20 protein-coding genes are annotated in these 22357 nt (G+C 36.0%); all 20 read right to left on the bottom strand.

Annotated elements, in window-relative coordinates; genetic code table 11:
- Positions 1 to 11: 11 nt before the first annotated feature.
- Positions 12 to 1028, bottom strand: a complete 1017-nt coding sequence (ruvB, locus tag HII32_RS06055; RefSeq protein ID WP_172189355.1) for a Holliday junction branch migration DNA helicase RuvB — start codon at positions 1026 to 1028, stop codon at positions 12 to 14.
- A gap of 15 nt (positions 1029 to 1043) precedes the next feature.
- Positions 1044 to 1646 (bottom strand): Holliday junction branch migration protein RuvA, encoded by a 603-nt coding sequence (gene ruvA, locus HII32_RS06050; protein WP_172189353.1) that lies wholly within the window; start codon positions 1644 to 1646, stop codon positions 1044 to 1046.
- A 72-nt stretch (positions 1647 to 1718) separates the two neighbouring features.
- Positions 1719 to 3623: a DNA mismatch repair endonuclease MutL gene (gene mutL, locus HII32_RS06045; protein WP_172189351.1), complete on the bottom strand. Its 1905-nt coding sequence runs from the start codon at positions 3621 to 3623 to the stop codon at positions 1719 to 1721.
- Positions 3624 to 6269 carry a DNA mismatch repair protein MutS gene (gene mutS, locus HII32_RS06040; protein WP_172189349.1) on the bottom strand — a complete coding sequence of 882 codons (2646 nt, stop codon included), beginning with the start codon at positions 6267 to 6269 and terminating at the stop codon, positions 3624 to 3626.
- Between the two features lie 18 nt (positions 6270 to 6287).
- The gene (locus tag HII32_RS06035; protein ID WP_172189347.1) at positions 6288 to 7091 is read right to left on the bottom strand and encodes a TIGR00282 family metallophosphoesterase; all 804 of its coding nucleotides are present in this window, start codon (positions 7089 to 7091) and stop codon (positions 6288 to 6290) included.
- 87 nt (positions 7092 to 7178) lie between these two features.
- Entirely contained in the window at positions 7179 to 8738 is a 1560-nt protein-coding gene (rny, locus tag HII32_RS06030; protein WP_172189345.1) for a ribonuclease Y, read from the bottom strand.
- Positions 8739 to 8930: 192 nt separating this feature from the next.
- A complete protein-coding gene (gene recA / locus HII32_RS06025) occupies positions 8931 to 9980 on the bottom strand; it encodes a recombinase RecA (RefSeq protein ID WP_172189343.1) in 1050 nt (349 codons plus the stop codon).
- 142 nt (positions 9981 to 10122) lie between these two features.
- Positions 10123 to 10716, bottom strand: coding sequence for a CDP-diacylglycerol--glycerol-3-phosphate 3-phosphatidyltransferase (gene pgsA / locus HII32_RS06020; RefSeq protein ID WP_172189341.1), 594 nt, complete (start codon positions 10714 to 10716; stop codon positions 10123 to 10125).
- A gap of 32 nt (positions 10717 to 10748) precedes the next feature.
- Entirely contained in the window at positions 10749 to 11663 is a 915-nt protein-coding gene (locus HII32_RS06015; protein WP_172189339.1) for a helix-turn-helix domain-containing protein, read from the bottom strand.
- Between the two features lie 87 nt (positions 11664 to 11750).
- Entirely contained in the window at positions 11751 to 13028 is a 1278-nt protein-coding gene (yfmH, locus tag HII32_RS06010) for an EF-P 5-aminopentanol modification-associated protein YfmH (protein WP_172189337.1), read from the bottom strand.
- A complete protein-coding gene (gene yfmF / locus HII32_RS06005; RefSeq protein ID WP_172189335.1) occupies positions 13015 to 14301 on the bottom strand; it encodes an EF-P 5-aminopentanol modification-associated protein YfmF in 1287 nt (428 codons plus the stop codon). Before yfmF ends, yfmH begins: the two co-directional genes overlap by 14 nt.
- Before the next feature lie 18 nt (positions 14302 to 14319).
- Positions 14320 to 15177 (bottom strand): amino acid ABC transporter substrate-binding protein, encoded by an 858-nt coding sequence (locus HII32_RS06000; protein ID WP_172189333.1) that lies wholly within the window; start codon positions 15175 to 15177, stop codon positions 14320 to 14322.
- A gap of 8 nt (positions 15178 to 15185) precedes the next feature.
- Positions 15186 to 15824: an amino acid ABC transporter ATP-binding protein gene (locus HII32_RS05995; protein WP_172189331.1), complete on the bottom strand. Its 639-nt coding sequence runs from the start codon at positions 15822 to 15824 to the stop codon at positions 15186 to 15188.
- 12 nt (positions 15825 to 15836) lie between these two features.
- Positions 15837 to 16478, bottom strand: coding sequence for an amino acid ABC transporter permease (locus HII32_RS05990; RefSeq protein ID WP_172189329.1), 642 nt, complete (start codon positions 16476 to 16478; stop codon positions 15837 to 15839).
- Positions 16479 to 16932: 454 nt separating this feature from the next.
- Positions 16933 to 17742 carry a septum site-determining protein MinD gene (minD, locus tag HII32_RS05985; protein ID WP_172189327.1) on the bottom strand — a complete coding sequence of 270 codons (810 nt, stop codon included), beginning with the start codon at positions 17740 to 17742 and terminating at the stop codon, positions 16933 to 16935.
- Positions 17735 to 18415, bottom strand: a complete 681-nt coding sequence (locus HII32_RS05980) for a septum site-determining protein MinC (RefSeq protein WP_172189325.1) — start codon at positions 18413 to 18415, stop codon at positions 17735 to 17737. The genes minD and HII32_RS05980 overlap by 8 nt, the downstream gene beginning before the upstream one ends.
- A gap of 15 nt (positions 18416 to 18430) precedes the next feature.
- Positions 18431 to 18955: a rod shape-determining protein MreD gene (mreD, locus tag HII32_RS05975; protein WP_343034669.1), complete on the bottom strand. Its 525-nt coding sequence runs from the start codon at positions 18953 to 18955 to the stop codon at positions 18431 to 18433.
- A 3-nt stretch (positions 18956 to 18958) separates the two neighbouring features.
- A complete protein-coding gene (mreC, locus tag HII32_RS05970) occupies positions 18959 to 19819 on the bottom strand; it encodes a rod shape-determining protein MreC (RefSeq protein WP_172189323.1) in 861 nt (286 codons plus the stop codon).
- 50 nt (positions 19820 to 19869) lie between these two features.
- A complete protein-coding gene (locus HII32_RS05965; protein ID WP_281355393.1) occupies positions 19870 to 20880 on the bottom strand; it encodes a rod shape-determining protein in 1011 nt (336 codons plus the stop codon).
- A 133-nt stretch (positions 20881 to 21013) separates the two neighbouring features.
- Entirely contained in the window at positions 21014 to 22321 is a 1308-nt protein-coding gene (locus HII32_RS05960; protein ID WP_172189319.1) for a bifunctional folylpolyglutamate synthase/dihydrofolate synthase, read from the bottom strand.
- Positions 22322 to 22357: the final 36 nt, after the last annotated feature.

Below are 22357 nucleotides of genomic sequence, written 5' to 3'. Positions count from 1 at the left end.
AACATCCCTTCTTATTTAGCTAAATCACCAGAATAGCCTAAATGTTCGTATCCTTTGGCGGTCACCATTCTACCTCTAGCCGTTCGTTTAATCATTCCAATTTGTAGTAAATATGGTTCATACATTTCAGCAATGGTTTCGGTTTCTTCGCCAATATTAGCGGCTAATGTGTTCAAGCCTACCGGACCGCCATTATAATAGTCAATCATTGTGGACAACAACTTGATATCCGTATCATCCAAGCCTAAATTATCCACCTTTAGTAAATTCAATGCATAACGCACAATTTCTAAATCGACGGTATCTTTATTGGCTACCTGCGCAAAGTCTCTAATCCGTTTTAACAGTCGATTGGCTACTCGGGGGGTTCCTCGCGAGCGTAATCCCACTTCTTTGGCGCCATCATCGTCAATTTCAATGGTAAAAATCTTAGCTGTTCGCTGAACGATTTTTTCTAAATCAGCAATATTATAGTAGTTCATGTGTTCAATAATCCCGAACCGATCTCTTAATGGTGCTGAAAGCATTCCTGCTTGCGTAGTAGCTCCAATTAAAGTAAATGGTGGCAAGGGAAAATGAACTGGGTGAGCGCCCTCTCCCTGACCAATAATAATATCGACAAAAAAATCTTCCATAGCTGAGTAAAGCATTTCTTCCACAATTTTAGGTAATCGGTGGATTTCATCAATAAATAAGACATCACCGGGTTGTAATTCATTGAGTAATGACAGTAAGTCACCCGGTTTATCGATAGCAGGTCCACTCGTTGTTCTAATGTTAACCCCTAATTCATTGGCAATTACCATCGCTAAGGTAGTTTTACCTAGTCCAGGTGGTCCGTATAACAAAACATGATCTAGAGATTCTTCTCGTTGCTTGGCTGCGGTAATATAGACTCCTAGTTCATTTTTGATATCAGTTTGACCAATGTATTGGGTTAGCCTTTGGGGACGAATAGATTGTTCTAACTTTTCTTCACCATCATTTATATTATCAGGTGAAATAATTCGCTCATCAGTTTCTGACACGTAACTCACCTTTTCTTATTTCATCAACAGTTTTAAGCCTAAGCTCAAGTATTCATCGGTTGATAGTCCAGTCTGTTGAACCAAATCATCTTTAATTTTGTTAACTTGTTTTTCTGAATATCCTAGTGCCGTGAGGGCTGCTAAAGCGTCATCAACTTCAGAAGTCACCTCAGCTTGTTGAGAGATATGAGGACTAGAAAATAAATCAGTCTCGAGGCTTAATTCGCCCAATTTACCTTGCAGATCCAAAATAATTTGTTGAGCTGTTTTCTTGCCCACTCCCGGAAATTTCGTTAAAAATTTAACATCTTCATTAGTAATCGCAGTCACTAAGCCTTTACGGTCATTACCAGCTAAAATAGCCAGCGCACTCTTGGGTCCAATTCCCGAAACCGCAATTAGCTTTAAAAATAAGCGTTTATCCTCTGCATCATGAAAACCGTACAATAGATTGGAATTTTCACTAACCGCTTGATACACGTAGATTCGTTGAACGTCTGCGCCAATATCAAATTTATAAGGATCTGGTGTATATACTAAAAAGCCTAAACCATTTACATTAATTACGATGGAATCCGGTCTCACATCAGTAATCGTACCTTCAAGAAATTCAAACATTTTATTCCTCTTTCTAAACGTATGTTTGCATACTTGATTGTATCATAAAACTTCTCCGAATTAGACCTATATTTAGCGCTGCTTGGTATCGTGAGCATCCTGAATGCGTTTAAACATTTTTTCAATTTCTAAATTAGAAATCTCAACTAACACTGGGCGACCATGCGGACAATTATAAGGATTTTCGCATTGTGGTAATTTCTTTAATAACGCCTCGGCTTGTTGACGATCTAAGTGATGGTTCGCCTTAATGGCTCGCTTACAACTCATCATAATGGCAGCTTTCTCTCTAAAAGCCGCCACTGAAAGTTGGTGATCACTCAAAACCCAATCAATCATTTCCTTAATAGTATCTTCTTCTTGCCCGGCCTTAAACCACGTTGGATGTTCTCGAATCACAAAACTATTTTGACCGAATTCTTCTAAATAAATTCCTAATTGCTCCAATAAACCGCGTTTTTCAGAAATTAATAAAAAGTCAGATGTGGAATAATCTAACACAATCGGTACCATTAGTCGTTGTTGATCAGCACTAACTTGACCAATCTGTTCTCGATAAAACTCATAATTCACCCGTTCCTGGGCCGCATGTTGATCCACCATGTACATCCCAGCCTCAGTTTCAGTAATCAAATAAGTACCATGAAGTTGACCAATATAATGAAGTGCCGGAAAGCCAGCGGTTTCTTCAGGAACTAATTCAATTTTATTTTGTAAAACAACGGGTTCAGTCTGGGGGACTGGAATTGGTGGCGTAGGTCTTAAAGCATTCATATTGGTAAATAATGCAACATAGTCTTCAAATTTTTTAACTTTTTCACTATTCAGTTGATCAGCACGCTGAATAATTACTGGTTCATCAAATTTATTAGCAGCTAATACATCTGACTGCAACTTCAATACTAGCTGTTCATCTTTAGTGCTAGCTTGGGGTTGAATTTGACCGTAATTAGTCACTGGAGATTTAGGTACTACCTTAGGAATTCTAACTTGTGGCGCCAGTTTAGCTTGAATAGCCGCCGTAATTAACTTACTAATCGCTTGCTCGTTAGAAATACGTACTTCTTGTTTAGTAGGATGAACGTTAACATCCACTAAGGCTGGATCGATATTAATTTTAATTACCGCAATGGGATAACGACCAACCATCAGTTTGGAACCATAACCATCCACTATGGCTCTAGTTAATTGATAGTTTCTAATATAACGACCATTTAAAATAATAGAGATATACTTTCTGGCTGAGCGAGTCACTTCCGGCAGACTGATTAACCCACTCACCTCAACATCCATTTCTGAAGTATTGACAGCCAACATTTTATCCATGACCTTATTACCATAAACTGCCGCCACCACTTGTTCCATATTACCTCTACCTGAAGTTCGTAATAACTCCTTGCCATTAGAGTTTAAAGAAAAGGATATTTCAGGGTAACTAACTGCAATTCGATTCACGATATCCGTAATTCGTGCTAATTCAGTACTGGGTGACTTTAAATATTTCAGTCGAGCTGGTGTGTTATAGAACAAATTTTTTACCATCACATTAGTTCCCTGACGCGGTGGTGCTACTGTTTGTGATTGAAATTGTCCACCTTTAAAAACCAATTCAGTACCGGCCATTGCTGTTTTCGTGGCCGTTTGAATCGTTAAATCTGAGACAGAATTAATACTGGGCAAAGCTTCTCCGCGAAATCCCAAGGTCTTAACTCGAAAAAGATCTCGTTGTTCACTGATCTTACTAGTAGCATGTCGTAAAAAGGCGGTTTTAACTTGATCTTCAGCAATACCATCGCCGTTGTCAATTACTTGAATTAACTGCGAACCAGCATTCAAAATGTTAATGATAATTTCTGAACTGTTGGCATCAACCGCGTTTTCAACTAATTCTTTAACTACTGATGCCGGTCTCTCTACCACTTCACCGGCCGCAATTTGGTCAGCTAATAAGACTGGTAATTCGTGAATTTTGGTCATTTAATCACCTGATTCTTTGTTTAACTTTTGTTGCCAACGATAAACCTGATTCATAATTTGCATAGGAGTTTTTGACATTAAATCTAATTGTTGCACTTGTTGGACTATTTCTAAATCTACATCACTAATAGGATCATCTTCAAAAAGTGATAATTGGTCTTTACCATGATTGCTTAACTCTGGCGTCGTCCCAGTATTAAGCTTAGCATCATCGGCCATCACTGAGATTTTTGGCTGATTTTCATCAACTACAGTTCGCTCGTTTGATTTTGCACCATTTTCCAAAGTAATTAAAATATCATTAGCTCGATTTAACAGGCTATCTGGCAACCCAGCCAATTTAGCAACGTGAATCCCATACGACTTGTCTACTGGACCTGGTTCCACCTTATGCAAAAAAACCAGCTCACCATTTTGTTCTGCAGCGCCAACATGCACATTTTGTAAATGTTGTAGTTGTTGGTCTAACGCTGTTAATTCGTGGTAATGAGTTGAAAATAAAGTTTTAGCTCCAATGTTATTATGATCAAATTCGATGATAGCCTGTGCTAATGCCATACCATCGTAAGTAGCCGTTCCTCGACCGATTTCATCAAATAAAATCAAACTATTTTTCGTAGCGTGTTGCAAAGCATTATTAGCTTCCTTCATTTCTACCATAAAGGTACTTTCGCCCGAAATAAGATCATCAGCAGCCCCAATTCTGGTAAAAATTTGGTCAAACACGGGTAATTTAGCTGAATCTGCTGGCACAAAACAACCAATTTGATTCATAATCACCGTCAAAGCTAACTGACGCATGAAGGTACTTTTACCAGACATATTAGGACCAGTAATCAATAAAATATTCGTATCCTGGTTCATAACGATATCATTAGGCACATATTGCTGATGTCCCATGACTTTTTCAACCACTGGATGCCGGCCATTAATTACTTCAATTTCGTGCTGGTCAGTTAATTCTGGTTTAACAAAACGATATTCTTCGCTAACACTAGCAAAACTTTGTAAAACATCTATTTCGGCAATAACATCAGCCAGTTCTTGAATACGTTTAATCGCGTTTTTGATTACATCACGAACTTTAGTGAATAATTCATATTCTAGGGTTTGACTCTTATCTTGCGCTTCTAAAATAAGTTCTTCATGTTCTTTTAATTCAGGAGTTGAAAAACGTTCTGAATTCGTCAAAGTTTGTTTACGTTGATAACGATTTTCTGGCAATTTATTAATGTTAGCCTTAGTAACTTCAATATAATAGCCAAAAATCCGATTATAACCTATTTTTAAATTGTTAATACCAGTTAGTTCTCGTTCTTGTGCTTCTAAATTAGCCATCCAGGTTTTACCATTTTGAGTAGCATTTCGATATTTGTCTAACTGATCATTAAACCCAGGCTTAATGACCCCTCCATCGGTTACAGAAATGGGTGGCTCTTCTACAATAGCTTCTTCAATTACTGAAACAATATCGTCCATCAAGTTAATTCGAGCATTTAGTTCATCAAAATGAGGCGTTTCTAAGCTATTTAGCGTATGTTGGATCAAAGGTACTTGCTTGAGGGATGTTTTTAATTGAATCAGGTCTCTACCATTAACACTTCCAAAAGCAATACGACCAGCTAGCCGTTCTAAATCATAGACACTAACTAAATCATTTTGCAGTTGTCTTCGTTCAAAATAATGATCTAATAATTCATTGACCATTAATTGTCGTTTTTCAATAACGGTTTTATCCATCAAGGGTCGTTCAATCCATTGTTTTAACTTGCGTCCCCCCATGGCTGTCTTGGTTTGGTCTAACAACCACAATAAAGTACCACTTTTCTTGCTAGTTCTAATGTTTTTAATTAATTCTAAATTATATTGGGTATTATGATCAATCTCTAAGAAATTTTTAGGTTGATAAGCTACCGCTCGTTTTAAATGATCCAAACTACGTTTTTGAGTTTCTTCTACATAACTAATTAGTAAGGCTAGTACTTTTTGTTGTGGCTCAGATTCAATATCTTGAGTTAAATAACTCATTGTTGAATTAATTGGTTTTAACTCAATCGTTGAAGCTAAAATACCTAATTTATTTAACAATTCACTTAATTTAGTTGAATTATCTTTAAGTACAACCGTTTCTTTGGTTTGCAGATTAATTATTTCGTTCGTTAATTCATCAAAATTAGCTAACGTAGTCACTTTTAATTCACCGGTAGATAAATCCACATAGGCCAATTGAAAATTATCATCTGTCGCTAAAACAGCAGTTAAATAATTATTATCTTTGGCACCTTCAGAGCCAGTATCTACTTGAGTACCGGGAGTAATCAATTGAATAACTGCTCGTTTTACCATGCCTTTAGTTAGTGCTGGATCTTCCATCTGTTCACAGATAGCTACTTTATATCCTTGATCTACCAAGATATCAATATAGTTTTGAGCTGCTTTATGGGGGACACCACACATTGGAATTGGATTTTCAGCATTTTTATTTCGATTAGTTAACGTTAATTCCAGGATTTGAGATCCCTTAATGGCATCTTCATTGAACAATTCATAAAAATCACCCAACCGGTAAAATAAAAAAGCATCTGGATACTGATCTTTTATCTTTTGATATTGAACCATCATGGGTGTAGTTTCATTCTTCGCCAAAAATATTCCTCCTCCAAACTACATTCCTAATAAATCATCTTTTTTCACGATAATATTTTTTATTTTACGAGCTCGACCATTCTTGTCATCAATATCAATGACACATCCTGATAAAATCGCATTACCACTGTCAACCACACTATAACGAACTGGTCTAGCATTTAAAAATCGTTCAATAACGGTATCTGACTTCATGCCTAAAACACCGTCAATCGGACCAGTCATTCCTACATCACTTAAAAAGGCAGTTCCGTTAGGCAAAATTCGACCATCATTAGTTTGTACATGCGTATGAGTACCAACTAAAGCCGAGATTCGACCGTCTAAATAAAGTGCTAGTGCTAACTTTTCACTGGTAGCCTCGGCATGACAATCCACAAAAATTGCATCAACTTGATCGGTTAAATCAGTTACCAGTTGATCCAATTGAGAGAACGGGTCATCAATATTATCCATAAAGACTCTCCCCTGAATGTTAATTACCGCTAATTTTTTACCATTAACGTTAATAATGGTATAACCGTGACCAGGAACTACTTTACCAGGATAATTGGCTGGACGGACTAGCTTAGGAGTATCATCAATAAAATTATAGATATCCTCGTTATTCCAGGCATGATTACCTAAGGTTACAACGTCCACTCCACTTCTCATCATCGTTTTGAAAATATTTTCAGTAATACCACGTCCCATTGCAGTAGAGTTTTCTCCATTAACAATGGTTACTTGTGGCCGATACTCTTGTTTAATTGAAGCTAATTTAGAGGTAATCATCTCAACCCCCATGTTACCAACTACATCACCAATAAATAAAATTCGCATTTTTTAATTTCCAATTCTTTTTTGTTTTAATACAGGCTATTGTACCCGTATCTGAGAAAATAAAAAAGACCAGAAAATCTGATCTTTTTACTTAGCATATTCTACCGATCGTTTTTCCCGAATCACTGTCACTTTAATGTGACCAGGATATTTCATATCAGCTTCAATCTTCTTTTTTATCTTTCGAGCTAACACTATTGCTTCAGTGTCAGAAATCATACCAGGTTTTGCAATCACCCGAATTTCACGACCTGCTTGAATTGCGTAACTCTTTTCAACATCTTCGAAACTATCTGAAATTTTTTCAAGACTATCAAGTCGGTGAACATAACTTTCTAATGATTCACTATGTTCTCCCGGACGAGAGAAGGTAATTTTTTCTGCTACTGACACTAACTCAGAAATAATAAATTCTGGTTCATGCCCTGCATGATAAGCTTCAATTGCGTCAATAACAATCGAACTCTCATGGTACTTCTTAACAAGATCAACTCCTAATTCAACAGAAGAACCTTCTGTTCCATTAGTTACTGATTTGCCAATGTCGTGTAATAATCCCGCGCGTTTTGCTAATGTAACGTCCTCACCAAGCTCAGCAGCAAATGCCCCTGTTAGCTTAGCTACTTCAATAGAATGAGCCAATAGGTTTTGGCCGTGCCCGATCTTGAAGTTCAGCATTCCTACGTGCTTTGTCAATTCTGGACTCATTGAATGAATACCTAACTCAAACAATGTTTCTTCACCAATCTCTTGAATTCGTTGGTCGAGTTCTTTTTTACTTTTCTCAACCATTTCTTCAATTCGAGCTGGGTGAATTCTTCCATCCTTGATAAGCTTCTCTAGGGCCAGCTTTGCCACTTCTCTTCGAATGGGATCAAACCCACTTAATACTACGGCTTCAGGAGTATCGTCAATAATCAAATCAATACCAGTTAAGGTTTCAAAGGTTCTAATATTTCGGCCTTCACGACCAATAATACGCCCTTTCATATCTTCATTTGGTAAAGCTACAACAGAAACAGTGGTTTCAGAAACCACATCAGCTGAACTTTGTTGAATCGCCTGAACAATTAAGTTTTTGGCATTATCGTTAGCTTCTTCTTGAGCTTGTAAGTAACTTTGTTTAACCATCTTAGCTCGTTCGCTAGCCAATTTCTCACTAGTTTCTTGTAATAACAAGTCACGAGCCTCCTCTTGGGAAAGCGCAGCTACTCGTTGAATTTCTTCTTGACGCTCCTGAATAAGTGCATTGACACTGTCTTGTTGCTTAGAAAGATTTTGTTGTTCACGATTTAACTTTTGCTCTTTTCGATTCAATGAAGACTCCCGTTTTTGGTAAGCAGAATCCTTATTGTCTAAGGTTTCTTCTCTTTGAGCCAAACGGTTTTCTTGTTTTTGAATCTCGCTTCGACGTTGTTTTAATTCTGTTTCGACATCAGAACGATATTTATGAGCTTCCTCTTGAGCGGCTAATGATGCTTCTTTAACCGTATTTTGAGCCTTTTTATTAGCTTCGTTAATGATTCCTTCTGCAGAATCATGAGCAGCATTTATATTACGCTCAAAAGTCTTAGTTTGAACAGCTTTTCCAGCAACAAAACTCACAACAATAGCGATGATTGCGAGGATTATAATAACCATTTCCATGGTTTCACCTCCACATCATCAAAAAGATTAATTTCTTAATCGGTTCTTCAGATTTTTATTGATTATTGACACATTCCTTATTGTAATGTTTACGCGTTTAAGTGTCAATGATTGCGTAGCGCAAATCCGCAGATTTAAGCGGATTCTCCCTCATTTTAGTTAAAAGAAAACCAACAAAAAAAGAGGGCCAATTTAGTCCTCTTTTTTATCTGATTGAGCTTGTTTATTTTCCGCTGCATCATCACCATCAGCATCTGGAATGCCATAAGCTGTTCGCACTTTTTTAAGTACTTCACTATACATGTCTGGATGGTCTTCAACATATTTCTTGGCGTTTTCGCGACCTTGACCAATTCGATCCTCACCATATGAGTACCATGAACCGGATTTGTCAATAATATCCTTTTCCACAGCCATGTCTACTAATTCACCTGATTGTGAAATTCCTTTTCCATACATAATATCAACTTCGGCTTTTTTAAATGGTGGAGCAACCTTGTTCTTTACCACTTTAATGCGAGCACGATTACCAATAATATTTGTACCATCTTTGATTTGTTCAGCACGACGTACTTCTAAACGAATCGTTGAGTAAAATTTAAGTGCCCGACCACCTGGTGTGGTTTCAGGATTACCAAACATAACTCCCACTTTTTCACGAATTTGATTAATAAAAATTGCAATGGTTTTAGTTTTATTAATAGTTCCAGATAGTTTTCTGAGTGCTTGTGACATTAACCGGGCTTGTAAACCAACATGTTGGTCACCCATTTCGCCTTCAATTTCTGCTCGTGGAACTAAAGCAGCAACTGAATCAACAACCACAATATCGACGGCACCACTAGATACTAATGCATCCGTAATTTGCAGTCCTTGTTCACCAGTATCTGGTTGAGATAATAGCAAATCATCGATGCTAACCCCTAAATTAGTTGCGTAAGCAGGATCTAACGCATTTTCAGCATCAATATAAGCAGCCGTTCCACCACGACGTTGCACTTCAGCTACCGCATGAAGAGCTACCGTAGTTTTACCAGAACTTTCAGGTCCGTATACTTCAACAATTCGTCCTCGTGGATATCCACCAACTCCAAGTGCTTCATCTAACGCAAGTGAACCAGTTGGAATGGTTGAAATTTGAGTATCTACTTTATCGCCCATTCGCATAATGGACCCTTTACCAAATTCTTTTTCAATACTTTTGAGCGCTTTATCTAAAGCGGCTTTTCTTTCATCAGCCATTAAGTTCCTCCGTCTTCCTTATGGAAAAGTCTACAACAGCAACTATACAAATAAATTTAATAAAAAGCAAGAAAAAAGTCGAACTTTTGTTCGCCTTTTTTATTCGAGCATTTTCCGCTCTTATTATTTAATTACGTAAGATTTAATTCTTTTTTTCAAAAGAATCAGCAAAAACATTTCTGTTCTTAATGAAATAATCAGCACCTGAGTAAACCGTAAAGAATAGGCAAATATACAATAAAATTTGATCCATTGGAATATGAATTAAATTAAAGAAAATATTATTCATTAACAAGAAAAAGACTGCAAACATTTGTGAAACAGTTTTAATTTTACCTGGCATTTCAGCAGCCATCACTTCTCCATCACTTTGAACAATGATTAATCGTAATCCAGTTACCGCTAATTCACGACAAGCAATAATCGCAGCTACCCAAGCTGGTACCGTATGTGAAGCTACCAAGAAGAAAAAGGCAGTGGTCATCAACATCTTATCAGCTAGTGGATCAGCAAATTTACCAAAATTAGTAATTAAATGATTTTTTCTTGCAATTTTACCATCCAACACATCAGTTAATGAAGCTACTACAAAAATTATCGTTGCAACTAATCGTGCCACAGTAATTGTAGTACCTGCAATAGTGACACTTCCCCAATTAAAAGGTATTGCCAGAATAATAATAAAAACCGGAATTAATATAATTCGAAAAAAAGTTAATTTGTTTGGCAAATTCATAGCTCAAACTCCCCTTCACACATAAAATATTTTTATTTAAAATCAATAGTTACAGTTCGCACTTGATCACTTGATCCTGCAGCTGGGGCAGCTAACTTAAGTGCTTTACCATTGATGCTTAGTTTAGTACCTTTAGCATTTCCCATTTGAATAGACGCAGCTGTGGTATCTGCTGGCAACGAAATGGTCTTTTTTTGTCCCGTAGTTTGAGAACCTTGCCACTTGCTAGCACCATCGACAGTTACTGAAGTCCAGGCGCTTTCAGTTGCTGAAATTTTAATTAATTTCTTTTCTTTAGCAATGCCACTAACCGAATAAGTTAAGTTGCTACCAGAAACCGTTGTTTTCTTAAAACTAATTTCAGTATTTTTCTTAGCCTTAGTTTTTTTAGCAGCTTTTTTAGTTTTAGTATCAACAATTTCAGTTTTAGCCTTTTTGGTCTTGGCGGAGCTGGATGAAACGGTGACACTGCTACTATCAATTTTAGTTTGCGACGCATTATGCGTATTACGCGAAGCAGCGACCCAAATAGCAATCAAAATTAAAATTACAATCAAAGACACCGCAACGATTGGTATGTATCGTTTAAAATCAAAATCCCGTTCCTCAGTAAAAGGTCGTTGTTCCGAACGCTTTTCAGAACCCGCAACACCATTACTATCATTAGGTAGTTCTGCTGTTTTAGCGTTAGGAAGCTTATCGTTTGCTTGACTCAATAATTCATTGCCATCCAAACCTACTGAATCTGCATACTGTTTTACAAACGCCCGCACATAAAATTCACCAGGTAATTCATCAAACTTATCTTCTTCGATAGCAATAAGATAACGTTTTTGAATTTTAGTATTTTTTTGTAAGTCATCAAGTGTATAGCCATTGGCAACTCGCGCTTCCTTTAGCGTTTTACCAATTGAAGCCTTTGTCAAATTTTCATTCTCTTCGGTCATAGCTCTCTCCACACATTCACAATAGTCGTTAATTTCAGTATATCATATCCTACCAAGCTAAATAACATAAGGATTGTTTAAAAATTATTATGGTTCAACAATTGTTACCGTATAGCTCGCATTCTGCCAAAATGGCTGGGTGATAGTTACGAAATCGGTAAAATTAAGTTCATTAATTATACTTAATTCGTCAAAAATAGTTGAACTAAAATCATCATTATTATCAAATTGCGAAACAATCGCATTTTCAGAATCCATCATAGCTAAATAATTCCCAATTAATTCCTTTTTTTGCAATTCAAATTCATTTTTCATTTGCGGTAATTTTTGGTTAATTTCAGTCAAAACAGATTTTAGGGCAGTAATGGTTTGTTTAGGATCATCCGCATTCCCCATTAGTATCGCAAAATGAAATCCGACTTCATTTTCAAATTCATAGTTAAAGGAATCGTCTAACAGGTTTTGGTGAAATAACTGATTATACGTGGTTGCTGTTTCGGCAAAAAATAAATCCAATGCCATGGACACCGCAATCTCATATTTTAGACCTGTTCGTTTTGATTCAACTATATCATTTCCCCGAATGCCAATGGCAAATTTAGGATAAAAAATTGGTTTATGCATCGTAGTAATATTTGATTCTGGCATCAAATCAGCAATCTTTTTAGTATAAATATGTTGACCGACCTCATTTGCTACTTCGGAATTAAAATTTTGTGATACTACTTCAAAAACCTTTTCTGGCGCTAAGTTGCCAGTAACAAATAAATTCATATTAGTTGGTCGATAAAAACTTGTATATGCCAACTTTAAATCATTTTTAGTAATTTGCTGAATAGATTCCACACTACCCGCTACATCATCTGCTAATGTCGTCTTTGAATACATATTTTGAATAGTTTTAACATACAACTGGTTTTCTGGATCATCTTGATACATTCCAATTTCTTGAGTAATAATCCCTTTTTCCTTTGAAATATTATCATCCGTAAAATATGGACTGGTAACAAAGGACACTAAAGTCGCTAAATTTTGGTACCCATTCACAGTTGTCGCCATGGTGTAGCTGGTTTTAGTATAGGAAGTAAAAGCATTAACGTCAGCACCATTATTTGCAAAGATTTGTGAAACATCATATCCCTTTTTATCAAATAATTGATGCTCCAAAAAATGAGCAATTCCAGCAGGTTGTTGAATTAATCGATCACCTAACATAAATTCCGAATCTAACGAACCAAAATGAACATTCATTGCCGCCGAAATTTTAGCAAATCCTGGCTTAGGTAGCACAAATATTTGAAATCCATTTGGGAGTGTCTGCGTATATAATACTTCATCATATTTTGAATATTTAATTTCTTTCATTATTACTTCCTTTAGTAGCCAAACCAACATAAATTGCTTGGATGGAAATCTTTTTAAAAGCGTCGGCAACGTCAGTCATCGTTACTTTGGCCAAATTACGTTGCCACTGTGCTTCTGACATTTCATTTTGCTTAAACTCATTTATAAGCGCACGATTAGTTAGTGTTCTAAGGTAATCAGTACCGGCGATTCTACCGCCTGCCAAACCTTTTTTGGTAGCTGTTAATAATTGCTTGTCATAATCTGCTGTTTGTAATTTTTTTAATTGCGCCTTAATCAATTGCGTAACTCGTTCTACGTTTTTAGCATCAATACCCGTTTGAATAGTAATTCTGCCTTCTAAAGCATCATAGGTACTATGAGCATCATATGCCAAACTTTCTTTTTCTCGAATATTAGTAAACAATAACGACTGCATCGAACCACCTAAAATACTGTTCCCCACTAAGGCCGCAAAATATTGCATATCATTTAAATAAATTGGTAAATAAGCCCCCATTGTTAAAATAGTCTGATCACCTTCATACTTTTTAACTTGTTTACGTGGACCATGAACTTGATATGGTACCTTTAAAGCCGGCCACTGAAACGAAGTATCCATATACTCAGCTAGTGGTGTCTCGAGAAATGCTTTACGAATCGTAGCCAATTCTAAATTACCGGCTGTTGTAATAATAACCGCATCATTTTCAATAACCGATTGATAATATTCAAATAAACTTTGACTGGACACCGCTTCGATTTGATTTTTACTTCCTAAAATATAATCACCATATTGACTCTGATTATCATAAAATAATTTGCGTAAAGCAATAATACTATCATACGCATGATCTTCTTGAATACTATTCACATATCTAATCATATTGTCTTGGTGAAGCCTAAAAAAGTGAGGTTCAAACTGACTATCAATAACTTGTGGGGCATAAAGCATTTCTATTAAAAAATCAATTATTTCTGGTAATAACTTAGTCTGATTGGGTAAATATTTATCATTAGGAAAGGTAATGTTTACTTGCAAAATACTTTGAGTACCTAAACGAATAACTGTAGCCCCATAGCTAGCCCCATATAAATTAGATAGTTTTTTTGCTACTGCCTGTTCGCTATCATATTTACGTGAACCATTCCCAATTAATTCAGCTAATAAAGCCCGCTTACTCAATTCATCAGCAACTAATGGGCGCACAAAATTAATTGTGATTTTATTATTTTTAAATTTATCATCCGAAATTACCTTAATGGTACGAAATTGCTGTTTTTTTATCTTCATTTTATATCCTATTACCTTTTAATTTACTAATGGTGATTCTTCTTGAGTGCCAAACCACTTTTGATTAATTCTTTTTAGTTTGCCGCTCTTCGCTAGTCTATTTAACCCCTTATTGACTTTTGTTGTCAATTCTTGATTACCTTTTTTAACACCAACTCCATAATATTCTTTAGGAAATGGGCTTGCTATGATTCGATATTGATTACGATTGGCCTGATGTTTAACGTAATAATTGGCATAAACACTATCAATTAACAATCCTTGAATTCGATTGGCCTTTAAATCCAAAAAACCATCCGTAAATGAATCATACAAAACTGGTTGTTGATCCTTAATTTTTTGCTTCAATATCTGGGGATATTTATCAATATCATTCGCTCCTGCTGATCCAGACTGAACCCCTAATCTTTGATTACTCATACCAGCGAAATCTTTAATGTGACTGCTAGTTTGGGTGACCAGAACCTGCTTATTTTGTAAATACGGCTCACTAAAATTAATTTTTTGTTGCCGCTGTTCGTTAATGGATAATCCATTCCAAATCAAATCGGTAGTTCCATTTCGTAATTCGGTAACGTTCATTGACCAATCAATCGGTTGAAAATCAACTTTAAGATGATACTGTTTAAAGACTGCTCTAGCTAAATCAACATCATAACCGGTAATTTTACCATTTTTTTGTTGAAATCCCATTGGAACAAAACTATCATCTAAACCAATTATAATTGTTCCTCGTTGTTTTATTTTTTGCCAATTTATTTGAGATTGAGTTAAATTAGATTGATTGTTTTTCGTACAACCTGTTAAGAAAATAACGCTGGCCATGAGTACCGTTATTATAAGTGTTAAATAATTAAATCTACGTTTAAATTTCATTGATCTACCTACCGTTTCAAAGCAGTAACTTGAATCATTTTATTAGCAATTTTTTGAGCAAAATCTATATCATGAGTAACAACAATTTGAGTCATACCACTCGTTTGCAGGTCTAAGATAACATCAGCTACCTCATCTCGTAATCCTGGGTCTAGTGCTGAAGTTGGTTCATCATAACAAAGAATTTTGGGATTCATCGCTAATGCCCTAACGATTGCCACTCGTTGTTTTTGACCGCCAGAAAGTTGATAAGGATAAAGATTTTTTTGTTCACCTAATCCTAATCTAATCAGTAGTCGTTCCGCCTTTTGAGTAACTAATTCAAGTGATTCATGGTGAACTAACGTAGGTGCCAAAGTAATATTTTTTAATACTGTTAAATTAGGAAATAGTTGAAAATCTTGAAATACTGATCCAATAATAGCGTTCTGACTGTGATGATCAGTAGGATCAAAAATCTGATTTTGCCATAAAAATTGACCACTATCGGGTTTTACTAAACCAGTAATACAGCGAAGTAATGTGGTTTTACCTGCTCCTGAAGGACCTACAATAGCCGTAATAGACTGATCAGGTACTATCATTGAAAAATCGTTAATAATCATCTGACCGTCAAATTGTTTAGTTAAATTTTTGATTTCTAACATTATTATTCCTTCCTAACGCCAAACTCGAAAGTGGTTTTCAATTTGTTTCAAGACAAAGGTACAAATGGCAGTTAATAACAAATAAATGATACCTACCAAGATCAGTGGCACTAACGTAACATCACGAGACGTGGCCACGTTACCAGCTCGTAATAAATCACCTAACCCAATAACATAAACTAATGATGAATCTTTAATTAAATTAATAATTTCGTTGCCTAATGATGGCAAAACTATTTTAAAAACTTGCGGAGCAATAATGTTTTTAATTGTTTGCCAATAACTAAGATGTAACATTTCAGCTGCTTCAAATTGACCAGCTGGTATTGCCTGAAAACCTCCTCTAAAAATTTCACCAAAATAAGCCGTGTAATTTAAAATAAAAGCCAATAAGGCTGCATCTAATCTAGGAAAAACAATACCAATTAGTGGTAAGCCGTAAAAAACAAAAATCAATTGTAATAATAGCGGTGTTCCTCGCATTAGCCAAACATAAACATTAAGTATCCCCACTAACGGCTTAAAGTGACTGATTAATCCCAGACCGACCAGAACACCCAATAAAATAGAACCAATACCCGTAATTATAAAAATAGTCAATGTCATCTTTGTTCCTGATAATAAAGCCGGTAAAATCGAAATAATGTAGTCCAAAATATTCATCTCCTTATAAAAAAAGTCCTCTTGAACTTTAACGTTCAAGAGGACGAGTCAACGTGGTGCCACCTCAATTTATAGTTAATTCACATTAACTATCTTAATAAGTTTAGTAATAAAAAAATCCTCTTGGTTAATCATGATTAACCAAGAGGACGATTTTGACATCGTGGTGCCACCCCAATTTATTGATTTGTTCATACAAATCAAACTCAATGAGTTTATTACTAAACTTCAACAATAACGTGTTCAACGATTTTTCCTACTAAATAACCATAGTTATACTTTCAGAAAAATTACTCCCGGATGTGCAAACTCAAGTGTAATTTTCCTCTTCTCACCCAACGAGGTTCTCTTTAAATCACCGCTTAAATCTATCCGATCATCGTAGATTATATATATAATTAAGATAGCAGAATTTTAAACTACTTTAATCAATCCGTCAAGTGGTTTAGCTTCGTTTAAACCAACCGGTAACTCGTTGCCAAAATCCTGGTTTTGCAGTTTCCGTTTCTAAATTCATTAGTGGTACTGATTCACCCTCTAATCGTCGAGCGATATCACGATAACCTTGACCAGCCAAACTATCTGTATCCAAAACTACCGGTTCACCATGATTAGATGTTGAAATAACTTCGTCATCATCAACAATAACTCCCAATAAATCTACTCCCAAATGATGAGTGATTTCATCAATATCCATCACTGAACCATCATCCATCATGTGTTTTCTAATTCTGTTAATGATAAGTTGAGGTTGTTCTTGTAATGGATTTTGTTCCAATAATCCGACTACTCGATCAGCATCACGAACGGCTGATATTTCCGGAGTTGTAACAATAATTGCACTATCTGCTCCAGCAATGGCATTCATAAATCCTTGTTCGATTCCAGCTGGGCAATCAATTAAAACATAATCAAATTCTGGTTTTAATTCTTCAACAATATCCATTACTTGATTTTCATTTAATGCATCTTTATCAGTATTTTGGGCTGCTGGTAAAAGATAAAGTAAATCATCAAATCGCTTATCTTTGACCAATGCTTGCGCCAACTTAGCTCGACCATCTGCGACATCGACAATATCGTACATAATTCGATTGTCCAAACCTAATACTACATCTAAGTTTCTTAACCCCAAATCCAAATCCATTAAACATACTTTTTTGCCCATCATTGCCAAGGCAGTACCAATATTTGCGGTCGAAGTTGTTTTACCAACTCCTCCTTTACCTGAAGTAATCACGTATGCTTTACCCATTGGTAATTCCTCCGATCTGATTAAAGAACTTTGGACTAATTTGTTTTAGTTCATTAAGTTCCCCAAATTCTAATGTATGTAAGTCATTAATATACATAATTGTTCTGCTATTTATTTTAGCACGCATATCGTCGTCCATAACGGCAAATTGCTCCCCAATTCTAACCTGTTGTGCACTTCTAACGTCACCAATAATAAATTTGTTTTCTACATTAGGAAAACCAGCTTGAATAATTCCCTCGACGTTTCCCATTACAAAGATATTGCCACTAACCAATAATTTGCCACCTTGGTGAATCTGGCCTAGAAATAACACATCACCTTCTACGGTAACATCTTGACCATTTCTAATAGTTCGAGCCATCACATGAACATTTTCTTGTTCCTTGATACTTTTGGCCTTTTCTTTTGTAATTGCGTCAGAAACGATTTTATGGATTGAAAAAGTATCATAATTAGCAAATACCGTTTCCAATCGTTGTCGATCATTAGCAGTAATAATTCGATTACCAGCCATAATATCAAAAGAAATTTGTTTATTTGAGGTGATAGTTTGTGTTTTGAGACTATCTAGTAATTTTTCTAAAGTACTAAATACATCCTCCATGGCTGCTCGATCATCAAAAATTAGTTCATATCCGTTTTGGGTACCCTTAAGAACCGCTGCTTCCATTCCAAAAACTCCTTCTTATCGGCTAACTGCTCGATACAATCCATCAACTGGAAAATATAGCAGTGCAAACAACACTAGGTTGAGTGCTAAAGTGGGCGCTAAAGTTTCAACTAAAAAATCAGCCATATTAACTGAAGCTGTGCCCACAATCACGTTAGCAAAACAGCTTAGCCCTTCTACTAACGTGATCATAATGAAGTAAACCAAAAAGCCACTTAAAAAATTGGCCGGTAATGCTTCGTAAATTATTCGACTTAAATAAATTACCAAAGGCAAAATGAAGACAAATACTCCAAGTAAGCCCATGTAATACATATCAAATATAAATCCTACTACAGCCGCCCAAAACATTAAATGTAATGATTTTCGGTCAGCAAAAATTAACGTTAACTCTAGCCATAACACCGTTAAGCACGGTACAGCAGAATTAGGAAAATTAAATAATTCTGGTGAAAAAACAAAACTAATGGAACCATCTAAGAAAAACATTAAAATCAAGCCAATTGCAAAGACCCAACCAGCCGAAATTTTTTTAAACACAGGCTAATTCACCCCCGTGTCTCTAACAGCAACCGATACAATTTCAATGTCATTCAGGTTAGCTGCTGGTTTAATATAAACTTTTTTAGCCAAGCCATAGTCATCAGCACTTACCTTAGAAACTTGTCCAACATAAATTCCCTTAGGCATAACGCCACCTAAACCACTAGTAGCAACCCTATCGCCTTTTTTAATTTTAGCTTTTGAAGTAATATTACCCATCGTAATCTCATTTTTTGAAGCATCATACGATGAAATAATACCATTAACCACTTTGTTTGATGAACTAACAATTTGAACAGCAAAACGATTAGAGTTTTGCGCAGTATTAGATACTAACACCACTTTACTATTAGTCTTATTAACTTCTGAAATAGTACCGATTAACCCTTTGCCAGCAATCACCGGCATATTCTTTTTAATACCGGCATTTTCACCTTTGTTAATTACTACTTGGCTATTCCAAGAAGATGGTGAACGTGTAATAACGGCTGCATTAATCTTACTGTAGCTAGTAAGCGTTTTACCAACTTTTAATTGACGTTTTAATTGCTTGTTTTCACGAGTCAAGGTTTCATCCTTAACTTTGGTTTGGGTTAAATCATTAACTTTTGATTTAAGCCGTTCATTTTCTTCATATGTGTTCAGTAAATTTTTAATAGAAACAAAACCATGTCGAACCCCATTCATTGGCATCGCCACTGCTCTATCAGCAAAGCCGACAATATCATTGCCGGCTTGTTGGATTACTGGTGGAGTATTACTTTTATCTCTAATGGCAACTGATACACCCATCAACCCACCGCTAATAATCAAGCAAACAATAACAATTACTAGTTTTCGGTTTGAGAAAAATTTTTGCATGGTTGCCTCCATCCATAAATAATCAAAATTTTTGCAAACGAAAAAGAAGCTTATCGTTGCTTCTTCTTCATTACCTCAATACTCTTTAATGATTCACCAGTACCGATTGCTACACAATCCATTGGTTCAGCAGCAATTGACGCTGGTACTTGAGTAGCATCAGAAATAACTTCAGCTAAGTTGCGTAACAAAGCACCACCACCAGTTAACACAATACCATGATCAATTACGTCAGCGGCAATTTCAGGCGAGGTTTCTTCTAGCGTATCCTTAACGGTTGCAATAATTTCAGCAACCCCTTCGCTGATAGCGTTATTGACATCTTCAGCAGTAACCTCAACTGTCGTTGGAAGTCCTGATACTAAATCACGTCCACGTACAGATACTGATTCAAGTTCTTTGGCAGCTTCCTTTGAAGCAGAGCCAATATCCCACTTTAACTGTTCTGATGTTCGTTCACCAATTAACAAGTTATAATGTTGCCGAACGTACTGAGCAATAGATTCATTTAACTTGTCACCAGCCATTCGTACTGAACGACTAGAAACAATGCCACCTAAAGAAATTGTAGCAACATCGGTAGTTCCACCACCAATATCAACCACCATACTTCCAGTTGGATCCATAACAGGTAGTCCAGCACCTACAGCAGCAGCAAAAGGTTCTTCAATAACATATGCATCTCTGGCTCCAGCCACTCTAGTAGCATCAATAACTGCCCGTTTTTCTACGGCAGTAATCCCGGTTGGTACACAAACCATAACGTATGGTTTACCATTACCGTGCCCAATCGCTTTTTCAATGAAATATTTCATCATTGACACAGTGGTATCATAATCAGCAATAACCCCATCTTTCATAGGTCTAACTGCTTCGATACTTTCTGGAGTTCTACCAATCATATCTCGTGCTTCTGTACCAACGGCAATTACTGCTCCGGTTTTTGTATTTTTGGCTACAACTGATGGTTCACGAAGAACAATTCCCTTCCCATCAACATAGACAATGGTATTGGCCGTCCCTAAGTCAATCCCAATATTTTTAGTCCCTAGTCCGAACAAAGTATTCATCCCTTCTTAAACACATTAATAACAACATTTTTTAATCTGATTTTTATTAGTTTAACGAAACAAGTATATCATAATGACGCGATAAATAAATAGAACAACCGAAAAGTCCCTGCTATTTAAGGTATTATTTAACTACTGCACGTCTAACATCCGAAATAAAATAAAGTGATCCCGTTACTAACACTAAATCTCCGTTTTTAGAATGATTCATTGCCGTTTTTAAAGCAGCCGACCAATTCTGAATAAAGCGAACTTGCGGGTGGGTCAAATCTATTAATTTTGACATATCAGCATTTTGTCGATTATGTGGTGTCCCAAAGGTAGTTAAATAAATCTCAACATCAGGAACCGTTAAAAGCAGCTCTATCATTTTTTGATATTGCTTATCAGCTAATGCTGCAAATACGATTCTAAATTTTTGGTGATTAAACTGTTTTTTTAAAGTAGTAACCAATTCAGTAACGGCCGGTACATTATGAGCACCGTCAATCACCACTGTGGGATTATTATGAATTCGTTCAAATCTCCCCGGCCACGTCGTTTGCAAAATACCTTGTTTAATTATGGAAGTATTAATCAATTCATGGGCTAGTTGCTTATAAACTAAATAAGCGGTTATGGCTGTGGCTGCATTTTGTGCTTGATAATCACCCAATAAAGTAGTACTTAAATCATTTATGTTTAATTGTTCACTACAATAATTGAAGTGTTCTTCCCAATTAAATTGCTTAATATTTTCCACTTTGAAATCTCGATTAAATATCAATGAGTCAGCGTGGTTTTTGTTGGCTGTATTTAAAATAACTTTTAAGGCAGCTGCATCAGAAACATTGCCAATCACTACTGGAACTGTTTGTTTAATAATTCCTGCCTTTTGTTGTGCTATTTCACTCAAAGTATTACCTAAAATTCTCATGTGATCATAACCAATTGTAGTAATCACTGATACTTGAGGTTTGACAACATTAGTAGAATCCCATAAACCGCCCAAACCAACTTCGATCAAAACAACATCAACAGGATTTTGAGCAAAATAAACGAACATCATTGCGGTTATGATTTCAAATTCAGTCGGGCCACCTTCAGCTAAAGTGGCATCCAAATGGTCCGCCTTAGGTTTAACTTGATTAACTAATTCCAAGATAGTTGCATCACTAATAGGATTACCGTTAACACTAATTCGTTCGTTAAAAGTGATTAAAAAGGGTGACGTAAACGTGCCCACCGTTTTTCCTTCTGCTTGAAATAAATTACGTAAATATGCTACCGTTGATCCCTTTCCATTGGTACCAGCCACATGAATTGCATTGATTTTATCCTGTGGGCTATCAAGTAATGCCAATAATTTTTGCATTCGTTGTAATGTGGGAATTTTTTTAAATTGACCACGATTATGAATATAACTTACTGCGGCTTCATAGGTTTCAATCATTATTAATTTCCTCCTAAAAAAGCTGTACGATGAGTA

The organism is Lentilactobacillus kribbianus, assembly GCF_013184075.1.
GTDB lineage: Bacteria > Bacillota > Bacilli > Lactobacillales > Lactobacillaceae > Lentilactobacillus > Lentilactobacillus kribbianus.
Note: the sequence above shows the minus strand (reverse complement) of the source record. Positions and strands in the feature narration are given on the sequence as shown.